The sequence below is a fragment of the Paenibacillus sp. FSL L8-0436 genome, assembly GCF_038593025.1.
Taxonomy (GTDB): Bacteria; Bacillota; Bacilli; order Paenibacillales; family Paenibacillaceae; genus Paenibacillus_AQ.
Map to the genome: position 1 here is coordinate 5,426,599 of NZ_CP151955.1, position 17,427 is coordinate 5,444,025.

14 protein-coding genes are annotated in these 17,427 nt (G+C 46.3%); 7 read left to right on the plus strand and 7 right to left on the minus strand.

Going from position 1 to position 17,427, the window contains the following annotated elements:
* Positions 1 to 33: 33 nt before the first annotated feature.
* The 4 genes from NSS79_RS24940 (at position 34) to NSS79_RS24955 (ending at position 6,116) form a co-directional block, all read left to right on the plus strand.
* Complete coding sequence (locus NSS79_RS24940) at positions 34 to 2,259, plus strand: helix-turn-helix domain-containing protein (RefSeq protein ID WP_342436571.1); 2,226 nt, start codon at positions 34 to 36, stop codon at positions 2,257 to 2,259.
* Positions 2,260 to 2,564: 305 nt separating this feature from the next.
* The gene (locus tag NSS79_RS24945; RefSeq protein WP_076114481.1) at positions 2,565 to 3,545 is read left to right on the plus strand and encodes an ABC transporter permease subunit; all 981 of its coding nucleotides are present in this window, start codon (positions 2,565 to 2,567) and stop codon (positions 3,543 to 3,545) included.
* An 11-nt stretch (positions 3,546 to 3,556) separates the two neighbouring features.
* Complete coding sequence (locus NSS79_RS24950; protein ID WP_076114482.1) at positions 3,557 to 4,441, plus strand: carbohydrate ABC transporter permease; 885 nt, start codon at positions 3,557 to 3,559, stop codon at positions 4,439 to 4,441.
* 142 nt (positions 4,442 to 4,583) lie between these two features.
* The gene (locus NSS79_RS24955; RefSeq protein ID WP_342436572.1) at positions 4,584 to 6,116 is read left to right on the plus strand and encodes a DUF3502 domain-containing protein; all 1,533 of its coding nucleotides are present in this window, start codon (positions 4,584 to 4,586) and stop codon (positions 6,114 to 6,116) included.
* Positions 6,117 to 6,241: 125 nt separating this feature from the next.
* Here NSS79_RS24955 and NSS79_RS24960 read toward each other — a convergent pair whose 3' ends face one another.
* Complete coding sequence (locus NSS79_RS24960) at positions 6,242 to 7,945, minus strand: ABC transporter substrate-binding protein (protein ID WP_342436573.1); 1,704 nt, start codon at positions 7,943 to 7,945, stop codon at positions 6,242 to 6,244.
* 158 nt (positions 7,946 to 8,103) lie between these two features.
* On the opposite strand from NSS79_RS24960, the gene NSS79_RS24965 reads away from it, so the two are divergent.
* Complete coding sequence (locus NSS79_RS24965; protein WP_342436574.1) at positions 8,104 to 8,967, plus strand: helix-turn-helix domain-containing protein; 864 nt, start codon at positions 8,104 to 8,106, stop codon at positions 8,965 to 8,967.
* Between the two features lie 93 nt (positions 8,968 to 9,060).
* Here NSS79_RS24965 and NSS79_RS24970 read toward each other — a convergent pair whose 3' ends face one another.
* The 4 genes from NSS79_RS24970 to NSS79_RS24985 all read right to left on the minus strand — a co-directional run bounded on the left by NSS79_RS24970 (position 9,061) and on the right by NSS79_RS24985 (position 15,016).
* A complete protein-coding gene (locus NSS79_RS24970; RefSeq protein WP_342436575.1) occupies positions 9,061 to 10,572 on the minus strand; it encodes a glycoside hydrolase family 43 protein in 1,512 nt (503 codons plus the stop codon).
* 326 nt (positions 10,573 to 10,898) lie between these two features.
* A complete protein-coding gene (locus tag NSS79_RS24975; RefSeq protein WP_342436576.1) occupies positions 10,899 to 12,998 on the minus strand; it encodes a cellulase family glycosylhydrolase in 2,100 nt (699 codons plus the stop codon).
* Positions 12,999 to 13,515: 517 nt separating this feature from the next.
* A complete protein-coding gene (locus NSS79_RS24980) occupies positions 13,516 to 14,325 on the minus strand; it encodes a hypothetical protein (protein ID WP_342436577.1) in 810 nt (269 codons plus the stop codon).
* A 28-nt stretch (positions 14,326 to 14,353) separates the two neighbouring features.
* The gene (locus NSS79_RS24985) at positions 14,354 to 15,016 is read right to left on the minus strand and encodes an HAD family hydrolase (protein WP_342436578.1); all 663 of its coding nucleotides are present in this window, start codon (positions 15,014 to 15,016) and stop codon (positions 14,354 to 14,356) included.
* A gap of 692 nt (positions 15,017 to 15,708) precedes the next feature.
* Here NSS79_RS24985 and NSS79_RS24990 point away from each other — a divergent pair.
* On the plus strand, positions 15,709 to 15,909 hold the full coding sequence (locus NSS79_RS24990; RefSeq protein WP_342436579.1) for a hypothetical protein: 201 nt from the start codon (positions 15,709 to 15,711) through the stop codon (positions 15,907 to 15,909).
* Between the two features lie 36 nt (positions 15,910 to 15,945).
* Positions 15,946 to 16,212 (plus strand): hypothetical protein, encoded by a 267-nt coding sequence (locus NSS79_RS24995; protein ID WP_076114584.1) that lies wholly within the window; start codon positions 15,946 to 15,948, stop codon positions 16,210 to 16,212.
* Positions 16,213 to 16,252: 40 nt separating this feature from the next.
* Here NSS79_RS24995 and NSS79_RS25000 read toward each other — a convergent pair whose 3' ends face one another.
* Positions 16,253 to 17,047, minus strand: coding sequence for a DUF1835 domain-containing protein (locus NSS79_RS25000; RefSeq protein ID WP_342436580.1), 795 nt, complete (start codon positions 17,045 to 17,047; stop codon positions 16,253 to 16,255).
* Positions 17,048 to 17,172: 125 nt separating this feature from the next.
* Positions 17,173 to 17,382 carry a hypothetical protein gene (locus tag NSS79_RS25005; protein ID WP_342436581.1) on the minus strand — a complete coding sequence of 70 codons (210 nt, stop codon included), beginning with the start codon at positions 17,380 to 17,382 and terminating at the stop codon, positions 17,173 to 17,175.
* Positions 17,383 to 17,427 lie beyond the last annotated feature (45 nt).

Consider the following 17,427-nt stretch of genomic DNA (forward strand, 5'->3'; position numbering starts at 1 on the left):
GTATACTAGGATTTACTTAAAGGGGCGATCATCTTGGGAAAGAAAAAGAAGCTGTATACCCGCTTTTTTATGAGCCTGACCCTGATTTCGGTAGGCTGCATTCTTGTTCTGGCCGTCGTGATCTTTTACCTGTACCGGAATATATCCATAGATAATGTCAATAAGGCGAACCAAAATGTGCTGCTGAATACTGAAACCGTTTATATGAACTATAAAGAGATTGTCCAGAACTACACCATGGACTTCTATGCGAATCCCAACATTAACGCGCTGATGATGAACGGGGATACGAGCTGGAGCGACCAGCTCTACAGTGCCCTTAGCCAGATCCGTGGCGCACTGGTGGTCAACCAGTATTTGGAGAATGCTTACATCTTCGGCACGAATGAACCTGTCGCGATGTTCGAGAACTTGCCGCTTAGCCCCGAATCCAAGCTGGAGCTATTTCAGCGGATACGGACCAGCCGGATCGTCGAATCTCCGTTTCTATGGAAAGCCACTTTGAACAATGGAACCCCCGTAACCCTGCTGACCGTCTTCTATAATGACCGTGCATTTGCCAGCAGTGAGTATTACGGCGCTGTAGCACTGACCGTTAATCTGGGCAAGCTGCAGAACAATCTCTTCACGCAAAAAGAAGGCGAAGTCACGCGTTACGCTGTACTTGACGGAAATGCCGATGTGCTGATGCACAGCGCACTCTCCGGCAGACCCTTGAAGGCGGACATGCTGAAGCAAGTGGTTGCCTCCACCTCTGAGAAAGGCTCCTTTGTCTACAGGGGTACCGGAGAAGCGCAGCTGATTACCTATATTTATTCCGCTAAGGACAAGCTATGGTTTATTTCGGAGACATCCTATAAGGACAGCATCCGCGATATTTCAAATGCCCGCAATCTGATGATCAGCCTGTGCCTGGCTCTCATGCTGGCTGCAGCGGTAAGCGCCAACCTGATCTCCCGGCGGATCTACAAACCCATCGGGCGGCTGTTCGGCAATATTGTTCACCTCTCCGGCAATGAAGAAGCGCTGAAGACAGGCGGTGATTTCGACGCCGCAAGCCTGGAGCTGGAGCAAATCGGTGTCAAGCTGGTGCAGCTAAAAAAAGAAAGCGACGACAGCGCCTTGATGCGCTGGCTGCTCTCTCCCCGTGAAGCCTCTGACAATGGCGATACGCCAGTAATGAGCATCGGTGATCCCGGAGGGGCCTACTGTGTATGCGTGCTGGCCATAGTGGAACCTGGACCGGCAGTGGACGCCTTAGAGTCCGGCGGAGAGATCATCGAGGTGATTCGTACCGCATTCAGCGGGCTGGCGGCGGTGCAAGCCTTCCGGCCGCATGAGGGAACCGCCGTACTCGTTCTCAGTGAACTTCACAGCGGCAGCTTCGGAGATTATGCCTTGTACCGCGGCAAATGGGAAGAGATTGCGGCCTCTCTTCCCGAAATCAGTGTCCGCTGCGCAATCGGGATCAGCGGGTTCTCAAATGATATGGGCCTGCTGAGAAGCAAATATAATGAAGCAACAGAGGGTCTGCAATATATTAAATTTCATGAGCGGCAGAGCATTATATTTGCCGATGATACCATCCATCTGAACAGCAGTCCGCTGCCTGACAGTGCCCTTGAACCGGTGCTGCTGGCCGTCAGGCAGAGTGATCAGGCGGCCCACATCCCGCAGGCAGTGGAACGGCTGCTGGCCGTGGCCTGCAGCTACCGTGCGGAATCTGCCAATATCGCTTTATCGAGGCTTGCCTTTGAGCTGAGCCGCACAGCCGAACTGAGTGCTGACACCCGGCACTCCGGCTTTCTGGACGATTACCAGCGGATCCGGCACATCCAGAGCTATGACAAGCTGCGAAGCTGGATTGAGGAGTGCTGTTACACCGCCCTTGAGCGGATTGCCAGCATGAGTGCTGTACAGACCCGGAATATTGCCACTGAAGCTATTAGCTATATCAGGGAGCATTATACGGATCCCGGGCTGTCCCTGAATGCCCTTGCCGAGAAGCTGTCGCTCAGTCCCGCTTATCTCAGCAGGCTGATTGCCGAAGAGGTAGACAGCAGCTTCCCCGATTTCATCAACCAGCTGCGTCTTGAGCGGGCGCAATCGCTGCTGGTTACAGACCTGGAGATGGATATCCGGCAAATTGCGGAGAAGGTAGGGTATAACAGCAGCACCTATTTTACAACCCAATTCAAAAAACGTTATGGAGTTACACCCTCCAAATGGAGAATGAATCATATTCTGCAATCCAAATAATCCGAAGGGGATGCCTCCGGCTGCCATAGAGCAGCCGGGGGCATCCCCTTTTGGTGTGGACCGCCTGCATCACTCGGGCCTCCACAGTACGGATTTCACCCTCAAATGGGGCTTTTCATAGCCTAAAAAGCAAAAAAGTGCTGCTTTTTTGCTTTTTTTAAGCCTGCGTATTCCGTTTTCTTAATTTTTTTTCGTTTATTATGATAGCGTTTACATTGATTTCGGCTTTATGCTTTGCCTTGTAGAACATGCTCCTGGAACACGGGACAGAAATGATAATGCTACTTTAAAGGAGTGGACGATTAATGAGCCAAGAGGCTATACCGGAGACCACGGGGCGGCACAGTCTGAAGACCCGGACGGCCAGAAGCCGAAGTTTCCGCAAATCTCTGAGGAAGGACAGCTCGCTGTATCTGCTCGCACTGCCGGGCATCGTCGTGTTGATACTTTTTGCGTACCTGCCGATGAGCGGACTGATTCTCGTCTTCAAAAACTACAACTTTAACGACGGGATCTTCGGCAGCCCCTGGGCAGGATTCTCCAACTTTGAGTTTTTCTTCTCCAGTATGGAGGATGCCCTAAGGGCGACACGCAACACGGTAATGTTGAATGCGCTTTATATGCTGACGGGCACGTTTTTTTCGGTGGCGATCGCCATCATCTTGAACGAGCTGCGCAGCAAATGGTTTATCAAGGTAACGCAGAGCGTAATGTTTTTCCCCTATTTTATTTCGTGGATTATTATCGGAGCAATTCTCTTCTCCCTGCTGGATTATGACAAGGGTATTCTCAACCAGCTCTTCCATTCGCTTGGACTGGCCCAAGTCGACTGGTATTCCAGCCCCTGGCTGTTCGTTATCATCCTGGTGCTGGCGAATATCTGGAAAAGTGCAGGTTATGGAGCGATTATCTATTATGCAGTGCTGCAGGGAATAGATCCCTCCTATTATGAAGCAGCGCGGATCGACGGCGCCTCAAGATGGCAGATCATTACCAAAATCACGCTGCCGATGCTGATTCCATCCATCATTTTGATGACACTGCTCGGGATTGGCGGCATGCTGAAAGGCGATCTTAGCATGATTATGGGGGTAACCTTCCTGAACCCGCTGCTCCTGCCTACCACCGATATTATTGATGTGTATGTATACCGTACAGCCATTCGTTCCGGCGAATTCGGCTTCGCTTCAGCCATTACCCTCTATCAATCCGTCTTTGGCTTCCTTCTGGTGCTTGTGGCCAACAAGCTGGCCGGCTGGTATGACAAAGACAGCAAACTATTTTAGGAGGCCGCAAGATGCCAACTACCGACAGCAAAGGGCTGCTCATTTTCTTTTATTTCTGCATTGCCATATTTTCGGTCATTTGTCTCGTGCCGTTTGTTCTGGCCGTATCCGGCTCATTATCCACCGAAGCGCGAATCGCTGCGGAAGGCTATTCCTTCTGGCCCCGGGGCTTCACTTTTGAAACCTATGAATTTCTGTTCGGCTCCAAGGCGCAGCAAATTCTGAAGGCGTATTCAATGTCGGTGATCGTTACGGTGCTGGGTACTCTTTCCGCAGTGCTGGTTACCACTGCCTATGCCTACGTTATTTCTGTCAAAAGCTTCCGGCTCAAAAATGTCTTCGCCTTCTTCGCTTACTTCACCATGCTCTTCAGCGGAGGCACCCTGCCGTGGTATTTACTGAGCACCAAATATTATCATCTCGGCGACACCCTGCTCGGCTTGTTCGTGCCTTATCTGCTGAGCGTGTTCCTGATGTTCCTGATGGCCAACTATTTCCGCAGCATTCCGCATGAAATTGTTGAATCGGCGGAAATTGACGGTGCCGGTCACCTGCGGATCTTCTTCAGTATTATGGTTCCACTCGGCCGGGTCGGACTGGTCACCATCTCCCTGTTCTACGCGCTGCAGTTCTGGAACGATTTCTATCTGCCGCTGATGCTGGTGTCTAATCAGGATCTCTATACGATCCAATATTTGATGTACAACATGATGGCGAACATCCAGTTCCTGGCTTCCGGCAACGCCGCACAGGTCGGGGGCGCAATTATTGCTCCGCCGCTGGAGACGGCCAAAATGGCGATGACCTGCCTGACCGTCCTGCCGATCGCCATATTGTATCCTTTTCTCCAGCGCTTTTTCGTCAAAGGTATTGTCGTGGGCTCGGTCAAAGGCTGATTCCCCGCCAGGCTTTGTCTTAAATTGGATTGCACCAGGCTAATGCTCCCCTGCTTCAACTTGTTGTACAATGGGACGTAAGGGAGCACTGCCATTGCAATATAGCTTCAAGCATATTGATTCTATTTCAGGAGGGTTCATCATGAAAAAGAAAAAAGGTTGGTTAAGTTTGCTCCTGTCCGCTGTATTCTTGTTAAGCGCCTGCTCCCAGGGCAACAATGAAAGCGCTAACTCCACTGCGGGAACCGGAAGTGAAGGTACAAGCCCCTCTGCGGGCAGCGATAACAAAGCAGGCAGCGACCTGGCTCCCGCCAAGCTGAAAATTGTGCTGTACGGGGATGAGTCCAACCGGATGAAAGCATTGGGCAAGTCGGAATTCCATGATGTGATCAAGAAAGAAATCAATGCCGAGGTGGAATTCCAGTTTCTGCCCTGGACCGAATACGGCGGAGGCAAAACTGACCTGATGTTGTCCACGGGAGAGGATTTCGCCACTTATACCGATAGCAATTATATGGTGAAATCAGTCGCCAAAGGGCTGTATACCGATCTTACCCCTTATGTGGATGCCGCACCTGACCTAAGTAAAAATGTTGACGAGGCTTCCTTCCGCGCTTTCCAGCTGGACGGCAAGCAATATGCAATTCCTGTCGGCAACAAGCCGAATTCCGCAGAATTCTACAGCGTGCTGGTCAGACAGGATCTGCTGGAGGAGGTCAACATGACCAAGGTCACCTCGCTGGCAGAGCTGGAGCAGTTCTATGACAAGGTCCATGCCATTCATCCGGAGCTGATCGGTTATGCCTCCACAGATGCCCGCAGAATGCTGCAATATGATTACACGGACAAGAATCTGTACTGGCAAAATGATTTCATTGCGCTTGATGAGTCTGCTAAGGACGATCAAATCATCAGCTGGTTTGAAAGCGAAGAATTCAAGAGCTATGCCAAGCTGATGCACGGCTGGTATGAGAAAGGGATTATCCCGAAATATGCCGCCACCAATGTCCCGCAGCTGCAGTCCGACTGGAACTCCGGCAAAGCAATGTTCTGGGCCGGTACGGCAGCGCGTCCTTTCGAGGGTGCGGCTACGATCTCGCAAGCGGTGCCTGAAGCCAAGCTGGTTAACTATTTCCTTGGCAGCGGCCGTCCGAAGATCAGCCGGGGCACCTACAGCAGCGCCTTTTTCGTCTCCGCCGCAGCGAAGGACCCGGAACGTTACGTGATGTTCTTCAACCTGCTGCAAAAAAATCAGGAGCTGTATGACCTGTTCGCCTACGGCATTGAAGGAACCGACTTCTCCCTGGATGACAAAGGGCGGCTTACGAAAATAACCACCGATCCGCTGATTCCCGACTGGCTGCTGATGAACAAAAATTTCATCCGCTTCGACAACACGGTGCCGGATGATTTTATCGCCGGATATAAAGCCTGGGATGACGGGGCAATCATCTCCAAAGGTGCAGGCTTCAACTTCGACAATACGCCGGTCAAGAATGAAGAAACGAAGCTGAACGGAGTATTTACCGAATACCTCGCGCCAATCGGCAGCGGCTTCAGCGATTATGAGTCCGCCTACCCCAAAGCGCTGGAAAGACTGAAGGCAGCGGGAATTGACAAATATATCGCCGAATATCAAAAGCAGTTCTCGGAATGGTACGCCAAGCAGCAGTAATTAGCCTGGCTTGCGCCGGAAAATAGTGATGTCTTGCAAAGCAAAACCAGCGTGCCCCTACTATACGGGAGGCACGCTGGTTTTCTGTATTCCGCTAGTTAGTAAAATTCACGTTCGCATTTTTGCTATTTAATGCTTTTGCCAGTGAACAGCGAGGTTCTCGCTTTTACCAGGTCGGTATATTGTTTCTCCATCTTCTCTGCGCCGGCTTTGTTCAGCTCTTCGATAAATTCATCGTAGACTGTATCGAATTCGGCTGTTTTGGCAAGAACCGCTTCCGGAATCCGCTTGCGAACAATATCCTGCGTTTTTTGATAGATGACTTGATAGTCTCCATCCGTTGGGACCTGCATGTTGTATAGTGCTCCCCATTCTTTGACCGGGAATTCATCTTCCCCGGGAAAGAGGTCTTTCCAGGTTTTCGCTTTATAAGCGGCCAAAGTCTCTTTCTCCGCATCCGAGTAACTGGCGACAATTTGTTCCGGGAAGTTCGTAGTATAGTAGTTGCCTGTAGAATCCTTAACGCCATCTCCATAACGGACTCCAAAGATGGAATATAATCCGATACCTGATTGCATGGTGAAATTCGCCGCGTCATTGACCTTTTGTTTGAGAACATCGTCAGGTATGACACGTTTCCCATTCTCAACTTGATATTGTTTACCTTCTACCCCCCAGTTTCTCAGCACTTGACCTTTTTCAGAGGACAACCAGTCAATGAACTTGATAGCACGGACCGGATCTTTACAGGCGGTTGTGATACTGATTCCATATCCGTCAACCCCGATGGACTGCATGGCGTGATCCTTATATTGCTCACCCATCGTAACCGGGAAATGCGCGTAGGTATAATCGTCTTTGCCTGAGGCTTTCAACGCATTCTCCGCGTCCTGATATTCCCATTCGACAGAGGTGAGGCCCAGTACCCGGCCGCTGGAGATTTTGGCTTTATACTGGTCGTCTTGTTGAACAAAGGAATCTTTGTCGAGCAGTCCTTCATTGTACATATGATTCAACCAGCGGAAGTACTCTCTTTCTTCCGGACGTTTATAGTGAAGAATCGCTTCATAGGTTTCCGGGTCCACATAATATTCACCGTCATTTGCACCTCCCGTTGTCGCGGCAGCCTGATTAGTTACAGTAATCATAATCTTCCAGTCGTCTGCATTCAGCGTGAGCGGAATGTTCGGCTGTCCGTCCGTTGTCGGATGCTTGACCGTATATTCTTTGAGTACGTTTTCAAAATCCTGGACCGTTTTGATCTGCGGATAGCCCAGCTCCTTCAATACCCGATGTTGAACCTGAAAACCGCTGTCTGCATCGAAAAACTGCTGGTCCACACCGACATTGGTTGGTATGGCATAGATGGCCTGATCGTCATTACTGTATCTCATCCGGTTCATATTTTCGCTCATAATCTTTTTAATATTTGGAGCGTATTTATCAATCAGATCGGTCAGATCAACGATCGCCTCGGCATCCACCAGTTTACCGAGCTCACCTTTGGCGTAAATCAGATCCGGGTATTCACCACTGGCTGCCATCAAAGAGATTTTGTCTTGTCCCCCACCGCTGCCCACATCAAACTCCGCACTCAGAGTAACACCCGTATTAGCGGTAATTTCTTTGCCGACATCATCCTGCATTTTGTTCCAGCTCGGGCTGGCATCAGCGCCAAAGAACGTGAGCGTTACCGGACTCGTATCTTCACTGCTGCTCACCTTCTCAGTATTCTCAGAGTTGCTACCAGAACTGCTGCAGCCTGCCGAAAGGAGCAGCGTGCTTGCCAGAAGCACTGTTCCTAATTTTTTCGGATAGTTTCCGTTCATTTTTCTTATGTCCCCCTTATACCTGATATTTATATCACCTATTGATTTACCTGAGCTTCGATTACATTTTATCGTCCATTTTGGCTGAAAACCTTGACATTCAGGTCATGTAATAGCATTATTTAGACATTAAGTACATATTCTTAGGTGGGAATGGTTTGAGTAATGTATATTTAAGCTGGTTTACAACGGATGAGTATTTTCCCTTTTATATTCAATATGGCAGGCATGAAGAAGACACATCCTTCCACAAACATGTGGATTTTTCCGAGCTCGTAATCGTGCTGAATGGACATGCTACACATGTTGTCAACCATGAAGAATCCTTTATTAAAAAAGGAAATGTGTTCGTCATTAACGGTGGTACCCCCCATGCCTATAAAGACCCGTACGATTTCAAAATCTGCAACATCATGTATAAGGCCGAAATGCTTAAGTTAGCCGGTCCGGATCTAAGAACCTTGAATGGATACCAGGCGCTTTTTGTTCTGGAACCGTTCTACCGCAGTATTAACTCTTATAAAAGCAAACTGAACATGCCGATGGTTAGCCTGGAGTATGTCTCATCGCTTATCACGGCCATGATCAAGGAATATGATGAGAAACTTCATGGATATCAAACTATGCTTGCCTCCAAGTTCATGGAGCTGGTCGTATATCTGTCCAGACATTATGACAACCAGGAGAAAGGCGTGGACAGCCTGATGCACCTGGCAAATGCCATCTCTTACATTGAAGACCACTATCGTGAACAGGTTACGCTGGAAGAAATTGCGGCTAAATCGGATATTTCCGTCAGGCATTTAAACCGGATTTTCCGGGCCTATTATCTGACAACGCCGATCGCTTATATTCAGCGCCTTCGTTTGGAACAGGCCTGCACACTGTTAAAACAAACAAATCGTTCCATTACAGAAATTTCCTACGAATGCGGATTTAATGACAGTAATTACCTGACGCGTCAATTCAAAAAAATGTACGGCATGTCCCCCAAAGCTTTTCGAAAGCAGCAACAACTGTAGAGCAGCAGTGATTTGTTACTTACCGCTACACTTATACAAAAAAGCAGCCGGCCTGAATCAGCCGCTGCTTCAATCATTTCTTTGATTTTCAATTTAACCAATGGGTTCATAATCGAACCAGTCGAACGACGCCGGGGTTGATTGTCCCGTTGTGGAGGTTGCATACATTGCAATAAATATACCGGTAAAGCCTCCTGCAACTTCTGTGCTGAGCAGATGGGTTTCCCCCCACCCCATTTCAATTCTCCCGGATTGTGCTGATTGAAACGACACTGTAAACTTCTCAGGCAACGCTTGAATTCGCAGCACAACAGGCCCTTCAGGGCACTCTTTAGTTTCCTCCACCTTCAATGAACCGACGGTCCGGCGGAAAACGACTGTTTTGCGTCCTTGTATGGATCTTACGGCAAGATCGTAATGATGTTTTTCATCCATATAAATGGTTAACCCTGCTTCTTCTCCGTCCTCCTGCGGCTCATATTCCAGTTCAGTTTCTATGTTGGAAGAGAAATGACATAGACGGCGGCCTACAAATGCGGGAGAGGCTGCTTCATCCAGCAGAGCTTGATGTCCGTGCAGAACCAGATACCCCGGTCGTTCCTGTAACGACCAGCTCCCCTCTACCGGGTTGCGCAAAAAAGACCACTCAAAGCTGAGAAGCGAATCATTGAAATGATCTCTGACGGGCTTCTCGGGCCACAGGACTTCCGGCAGTTTCGGTGCCTCCATGATCGGCTCAATATGCGTATCCTTTCCGATAACCGGCCAACCTTCTGCCGTCCAGGTCACCGGTGCCAGGAACACCTCTCTGCCCAAGTGATGCCCCATAGGATAAGAGGCCGGTCTAATTCCCAGGCAAACAGCCCACCAGCTGCCGTCCTGCGCTTCGATCAGATCCGCATGCCCCGTTGCATGTATCTTGCTGTTCATGCTTCTGTTGGAGAGAATAGGATTATTCGGACAAGGCTCATAAGGTCCATACGGCAGATTGCTTCTGGCGATCGTTTCCATATGTCCATATTCAGTACCGCCTTCAGCAATCATCAAAAAATATATACCCTTAATATTGTATAGATGAGGAGCTTCCGGATAAGCGCCGCCTGTTCCTTTCCAGATCAATCGGCTCTCCGTCAGCATGTTCCCGGTTTCAATATCGATTTCGCACTGGTATATCCCGTCCCCTTGGTCGCCGGTCCGGGAAGACTGAAAGTATACGCGGTTGTCATCATCGAACAAAAGGGATGGATCTATACCGTTTTGGGCAACAGGTATCGGTTCTGACCATGCCCCTTCGGGATTCTTCGTTTTGACGAAGAAATTGCCGGTTCCGCTTACATTAGTGGTCACCATATAAAACCAGCCATTATGGTGTCGGATCGTCGGGGCAAAGATTCCTCCCGAGCTCCAGGCATTCGCCAGAGGCAGCTGTTCAGCCGTTGTAAGGCAATGCCCGATCTGACGCCAATGAACAAGATCTTTGCTGTGAAAAATAGGCACTCCCGGAAAATATTCAAACGAACTTGTTACTAAATAATAATCGTCACCCGCCCGGCATATGCTGGGATCGGGATGAAAGCCGGGTATAACGGGATTGGTATATTCCATCAAACCGCACTCCTATCCATTTTATCGTTTGCTGCAATTTCCGCATATCCACATTATATTTGCTGACAACCGTACCAAACCTTAATTTTAAAGTCACAGCTTTAGCATGATCTAGACATAGCAACCACTATTTAAGAAACAAAGCCTCCAATTTAAGCTTGGAGGCTTTGTTTTTTTGCTGTTTAGAAATTTAACTCAAAGTCTTTAATGAGGAGTGTTCCCGCTGATGCGGTTTCACCTGATCCGGCATATACCTTAAATTGAACATATGTTGGTGATGTACCGGACAAATTCGAAGGTGCGGTCAGCGCCTGATTGTCCGAGGTTCATTGAAATACTGTGCTTAGCTTCGAAGTTGCTTTAATTCCGTTAGGACCGTTAATGATGGCGTTCCCTTGCTCAGTATAACTGGTTCCTGCCCAATCATGTGACATATCCAGATACTCCAGCCCGGTACCATTTCCTTTCCACGACCATCCGATATAGCCGACACCCTTTTGCTGGGAATAACTCATAATCGCCGCTTCATCAACATCTCCGTTAGTATGTTTTATTCCGAATTCACCGATAACAAGAGCCAAGTTTTTGTTCAATACATTGTCTATATTACTCTTAACCGTCGCAGCATTTCCTCCGGCGTATTCATACATATGGATCGAGAACATCGTATTTTTCAACGGATCCGCATTAAACACCTGTGTTCCATAATCAACTATGGATTGCGGATATTGCCCCCATCCCGCTCCATCAACCATGATGGTATTTTTGATTCCGGCATTTCTAAGCTTCGGTATTACAGAAGTATACCCTTTGGCCCAGTTTACGCCATCCCATGTGCCGTACCACTCATTTGCTATGTTGAGGATGACGGTTTTTTCTTTCCCGATGAGTGCACTTTTCATTTCAATCCAGTAATTCGCTATATTATCAAGTACCGCTTCACTATCCGAGCCAGTTCCATCATGGACTTCGACGACTACCACCAATTTATTCTGTTCGCACAGGGTGATGAGATTTTGTAGGGCTGCCAGACTGTCTTTCGACCATTGCTGCCCGTCTGAAAGGACAATTCTAACGGTATTTGCACCTGTCTGGGCAATTGCAGGAATGGCAACAGACTCCTGACCTTTGTACCAAGTGTAAGCATGGTTAATCCCTCTCATAACAAATGGCTTTCCGTTTGCATCATATAAAGTTGTTCCGTTAATATAGAATCCCTGGGTGTTGGCAGATGCACTGGTTGTTACACTCAGAGCCGTGCTTGCTGCCGATATATTATTTGCTGCGTCCTTTGCCTTTACCGTGAAGCTGTATGCTGTATTTGCAGTCAAGCCGGTTACGGTATAGCTTGTTGTTGTGCTGAATCCGGCCAGAGTCGTTCCATTATAAATGTCGTACCCTGTTACGCCTACGTTGTCTGTGGATGCTGCCCAAGCAAGGCTTACGCTTGTTGCCGTTTTTGAGGAACTTATAAGATTTGTTGGTGTGGTTGGTGCTGTGGTATCTGGGGTCGTTGTGATCTGCGTAAATTTCCATTTCTGTTGTGGATTTCCGTTATCTGTCCACTGCTGCACTTTAGCTCCATCTGCAGATGAGCCTCCTGCTACATCCAAGGCTTTACCGCTGCTTTTGGAGATTAATTTGTAGTACCCGCTGCCTGCATCAATAATTGCCCACTTCTGAGTGACTGCACCGTTGTCCGTCCACTGCTGCACATTGGCTCCATCGGCCGCAGGGCCTGCGGCATCCAATGCCTTGCCGCTGGACTCAGCAATCAATTTATAGGCTCCGCTGCCAACGTCAAAGACTTTCCACTTTTGTTGGGAGCTTCCATTATCGGTCCACTGCTGTACATTAACTCCGTCTGAAGTAGCGCCTCCTGCTACATCCAGGTTTTTGCCGCTATGTTGCGCTGTAAGCTTATACACCACACCAGAAATAATTCCATTATCCACAGGTCCGCTATCCGAATACACTTCAAAATCCCACAGGGAATACCCGTATTCGGTTGCCCTTTGCATTCCATACATTCTTACATATCTTGCACTTTGGGTTGCAAATGAAACCGTATCAACTCCACCGTCTCCTGTTGTAGTGGAAAACACTGTAGTCCAGTTACTGTTATCTGTGGATAGCTGAATCTGGTAAGATTTTGCGTAGGCAGCCTCCCAGTTCAGCATTACACCATTCACATTGATTGCGCTTCCAAAATCAATGTGAATCCATTGAGGATCAGAATAACTGGAGGACCACCTTGTTGAAGCGTTTCCATCAAAAGCCATATCCGGTGTTTTTGTTGAATCTTCACTTGAACTTGCAGTTGCAGTTTTGTTGAGTGCGATGTTTGTTGCTGCATTTGCCTGAATTGGCGCTACCATCCCCATAAGCAAACAAAACATCATAACAAAAGCTAAAATTTTCTTCAAGCAACATCCCTCCCATTAATTAATAAATTTTAAATTACGATACACCTTTAACTTAAATTGGCATTAAAATACAAAAAAACACCCTCCTCCTTCCTCGTTATTACAAATTGAAAGCGTTCTCTTATTTAAAAAGAGCTCTAGATGCAATGATCCAATGGTTCCCACAACATATTTGGCACACCACTAAATCAGTGGTTATGAGTACAGAATATTACTTCGTTAGCATAACCGTCAATGGTTTAAATAACACAATTCAAAATATTATTTTGAGCGATAACCGCCCTTCACATCGGATAAGCGAACTGCCCGAGCGCATCCTCTGCTTGGGCGTCAGCAGGAATAGCCAAATGTCATTTTACGACAAAACAGCGTAAAGAGGGATGAGCTTGTCCTTATAGAGCGGGACGAATCTTTGTTTTGTACTTTGCTTTGAAAGATGCTCTTTCCATGAGTGGTTTTCTGAACTTAAAAAAGATCGCATGCCCCTCAGTCTTCATGAGAGCCGTGCGATCTTTCCTCACTCTTCCAACACACTTATATTTTTGAACTCACCCTTTTTATCAACCTCAAAACGAACGTTACTATTCCTGGGATCCATTCCTTGAGAAACCCCCTTATCATGAACCTCTATAGTATGCACAGAGATACAATAGAGCCCTTCAGTGAGAACATGACTTTTTTCAAAATCATTTACAACATCCTCTGCTTGAGGAACTTCTTTGTCTTGTTTATAGGTGTTAAAATCAAAATTAAAATTAATTACGCCCCGATAACGGTTACCCTCTTTACTTAATGGATCAGACATGTCGGGCAGAGAATTTAGGGTATCTATTTTTTGAGTCCCTCTGAAAGTATCTATGAGTTCATCCGCCTGTTTTGTATTCAGATTAACATTAAGATAATAATAGTAATTCCCTTTCATTTTATCGTACTCACTTGCCGATTTCTTCATTAAATCATATTTGTCAATCAGTTGTTCTGTTACTTTCATTACCTCTGGATGCTGTTCAATATAGGCACCTTTATATAATTCAAAAAATACATTATCACTTCTTTCCTCTGCAATTTTGTAAGTATCCCGTTCGAGCATAATATAAGCAGTCGCATGATAGGGTTTGCCGATTTCAATAGCTGTCTGATGATCAATACCTTCAAACCAATTATCATCCCATGTCAGAAATTCAAACGGCTCCTTGAAGCCATATCGCTCATCCAAATAATTTTCAACCGGTTTTTTCAGGTCCGCTTCTTTTACACTTCCGCACCCGCTTAATGAAATTACAGTGATAACCATGGTTAAAACAAACAATAAATACTTTCTACGCATTGTCAAAGTACTCCCATCCTTCTTACGGTTAAATATGCAGAATTTTAATAATATCAGACAAGGAATGAATCGACGTTACACCGTCCGGCGTCTCTTTGTTTTCCCGATTTAAAAACAACGGTTGAATTCCAGCATTAGCAGCACCCGTGACATCACCGCTTAATGAATCGCCAATATGTATCACTTCGTCAGCACTCTCCCCGGAAACCTCCAAGGCCAGTTCGAAAATTTCCTTGCGGGGTTTATAAGCTTTTGCCAGCTCGCTTGTAATCAGTCCATTTGGTTGTAACCCCATGTTGAACAATGCTGTTTCCACAAAAATAGTATCACAATTCGTCACAATGTATATCGGCAACCGGTTCGCTGAGAGAAAAGCCTCGACATCTTTGTAGACAGGAGGATTGCTCCAATGTTCTGCAAGCCTGTCAGCAAGCTTTTTGGCGTCCGCTGTGGAAAAATAATGCTGAATGGTTGTCTCAAACGCCTGGACAGCCAGTTCATACTGTGGCAAAAAAGTCTCTCCAAATGAAGCGGCACGCAGCTCTGCAAAAGATCTCCACCAGAACCTGGCAGCTTCCATTTTGTCCTTTGCATTTCCAGTGTTATAGACTTGTTCGATTACCTCCATAGTAATTTCACTGTTTTCATATACCAGCGTACCGTAAAAATCAAGAAAAATTGCTTTCGCCATGTCTTGTTCATCTCCATCCTATAAATAACCACTATTAAATTATATCAAATTTAGCATATCACACCTTCCATTTGTTACCACAAATCAAAAATAAATCCCATTCTGTAGAATATACTCCGTAGATTTCATGATAGAGATGACCAGATAATGAAATTAAAAGATGTCTAACCTGAAAACTCGAAAGGATGAAGAGAAATGAGGAGCCTCCTCAGATCAGCTATTTCATGGCAATTTGTGCCCAGATGAAAAGGTTGTACCCAATGATCCGCATTACCGTCAGGCAAGCCGGAAAACATCTGAAACCGTAGAGGCTTGGAGGAAGCGGCATTCTGAAGAGGAGTTTGATGAGCTTGCCCGCTAGCTCAGTAACTTTCTTGACAAAACTACGTTGTAGGAATTTCATGCGGAACGCTGTAAACGTTTCTTTGCCGCTATCATTTTTTTAGAACAGACAGCTCAAAAAAAGATATGTTGCAGAAATCCTGTAAAATCGATGCATTCAAGCCCGATTCTCAAACCATCACAGAACAAAATAAACACCAGCTAACTTCGTCTTACGTTCTGCACACTGTCATACGCACTCATAATATTAGATACATATCGCTGATGTTCAGAAAATGATCAGAGGTTTGGGGTTTAATAAGAGAGTATTTTGATAATCTGGCCCTCTAGCCCCTCTAAAGGAGGATAAAATGGATCGAGAAAAAGTCATAGTTGAATTAGCCAAGCATTTGATTGAACAGTCCCCCGGAAAACATGATGTGAAGTTCCGCCGGGCTGCAGCTCTTAGCCGGATAGAAACCATCGTCGAAAGTAACCGTTCACCATTTGCCAAGGTGCGAGATATCAAGATTGTACTGGCAGCACTAAATAAAGTAGACGACACCACCTGATGTGCGCTATAAGCCTTGGACCGGCGGCGAGGATGAATGAACTTCGAATACGAAAGGAAGGGCACCAACATTATGAAATGGAATGAGTTAAATCCGGGGCTAACCGTGCAGATCGTAGAAGGTCATGATAGTGGGTTTGGCGGACGGTGCGGCGAAATTATATCCATCGGAACCTTCGAAGGCTACAGTAAGCGTATAGGTGCAATGATAGATATTGGAGAGCCGCTATTAATGGTAATAGAACCGGAAGCCTTAGAAGAAGCCTCAAAGGTTCTTATTGGCATCAGGATGGGAAGGGTTTGACTTATAATCGCCTGATCAGTCTTAACGGTTCGCGGGAAACCTACCGGCTTAAGTCGGGATGGTCGCAGATCGGGTTACGTGAGTCAACAAAAAAATTCGAGAGCATTAGCCATTCTGATTCATACCTTCTTCTTTGGTTAGGATCAAGAGGAACACCTTCATAATACATTTTTACGATTACCTGAAAATGCTCTCGATCGATTAAACCACTAAAATAGGGATTAAATCCTTCTTTGTTACGAAGCCCAGTAGTATTAAAGAGCTCTGTTACATTGACAACATTAACTGGCTGTTTTCGATCTCTCAACAAATGCAATACGAAACGTAAGCCTGTTTGATCATGTGCGTTATCCGCGCACCAAATGACAATGGTTTTATTTTCTGGAATATTCTTTACTACCTCTACCATTTTAACAAGCAGATGCTCTGGGTCATAACTGAAGTCCCCATCGTTTTCCGTCAACCAAAATAGTCTATTCTGCTGTCCAGTTTTCGTATCTAAGTTAGATATTGGTCCGACTGAAAACAATTCATTGAATGCTAATATTTGGCATAGCTCCCTTTTGCCGATTTCACTTAGAGTTACTTTTAATGAACCTGCATCAGAGAGACTGAAAACAAGATAGACATATTGTTGGAGTTCATTGATTTGTAATTTATGGTTGTGAACCGCCTCTATCTGGCTTTGAAGTATATTAACGAGTCCTTCTGCTAACTTTTTTTCTTCAACACTGCCGTCCTTACAATAACGATCTACTGTATTTAACAAATTGTAAAAGAACAACCGCAGGTCATTTCCATCAAATTGATGTAGGCTATCGTAGAACTTCTCCATTGATATCCTCCTCACGGGACATATCCAATATAATACCATATATTGTAACTATCCTGCCCGTTAGCTGAATAGACAGCCAATGATCTCGGCTACCTATTGTCATGGAGCTATCGTTTCCCGTTAGCTCAAGGCATACCGTACTTCTCTTCAAACTCTTTTATTAGTTCATCCCTTTTATCTTTTCCCACAAGAATCCAAGTTTCATCTTGAAGTCGAGTTGGTATTAACTTTTCAGCAGTATCAATTCTTAGGTTTTTACCAAAAGGCGTTAATGCGAGAGAGCAAATAAGTACAATTACGACTACAATTCCTACAACCATTCGTTTTAAATTCATGCTTCTCCCTCCCAAGCCATTCTAAATACTTAAACGAATGCAGGA

Bases quoted from the DNA above. Each gene is read 5' to 3' on its own strand.
- NSS79_RS24945 (WP_076114481.1), top strand. From the start codon at position 2,565: ATGAGCCAAGAGGCTATACCGGAGACCACGGGGCGGCACAGTCTGAAG.
- NSS79_RS25000 (WP_342436580.1), bottom strand. From the start codon at position 17,047: ATGGAGAAGTTCTACGATAGCCTACATCAATTTGATGGAAATGACCTG.
- NSS79_RS24950 (WP_076114482.1), top strand. From the start codon at position 3,557: ATGCCAACTACCGACAGCAAAGGGCTGCTCATTTTCTTTTATTTCTGC.
- NSS79_RS24980 (WP_342436577.1), bottom strand. From the start codon at position 14,325: ATGCGTAGAAAGTATTTATTGTTTGTTTTAACCATGGTTATCACTGTA.
- NSS79_RS24990 (WP_342436579.1), top strand. From the start codon at position 15,709: ATGGATCGAGAAAAAGTCATAGTTGAATTAGCCAAGCATTTGATTGAA.
- NSS79_RS25005 (WP_342436581.1), bottom strand. From the start codon at position 17,382: ATGAATTTAAAACGAATGGTTGTAGGAATTGTAGTCGTAATTGTACTT.
- NSS79_RS24970 (WP_342436575.1), bottom strand. From the start codon at position 10,572: ATGGAATATACCAATCCCGTTATACCCGGCTTTCATCCCGATCCCAGC.
- NSS79_RS24995 (WP_076114584.1), top strand. From the start codon at position 15,946: ATGAACTTCGAATACGAAAGGAAGGGCACCAACATTATGAAATGGAAT.
- NSS79_RS24960 (WP_342436573.1), bottom strand. From the start codon at position 7,945: ATGAACGGAAACTATCCGAAAAAATTAGGAACAGTGCTTCTGGCAAGC.
- NSS79_RS24955 (WP_342436572.1), top strand. From the start codon at position 4,584: ATGAAAAAGAAAAAAGGTTGGTTAAGTTTGCTCCTGTCCGCTGTATTC.
- NSS79_RS24985 (WP_342436578.1), bottom strand. From the start codon at position 15,016: ATGGCGAAAGCAATTTTTCTTGATTTTTACGGTACGCTGGTATATGAA.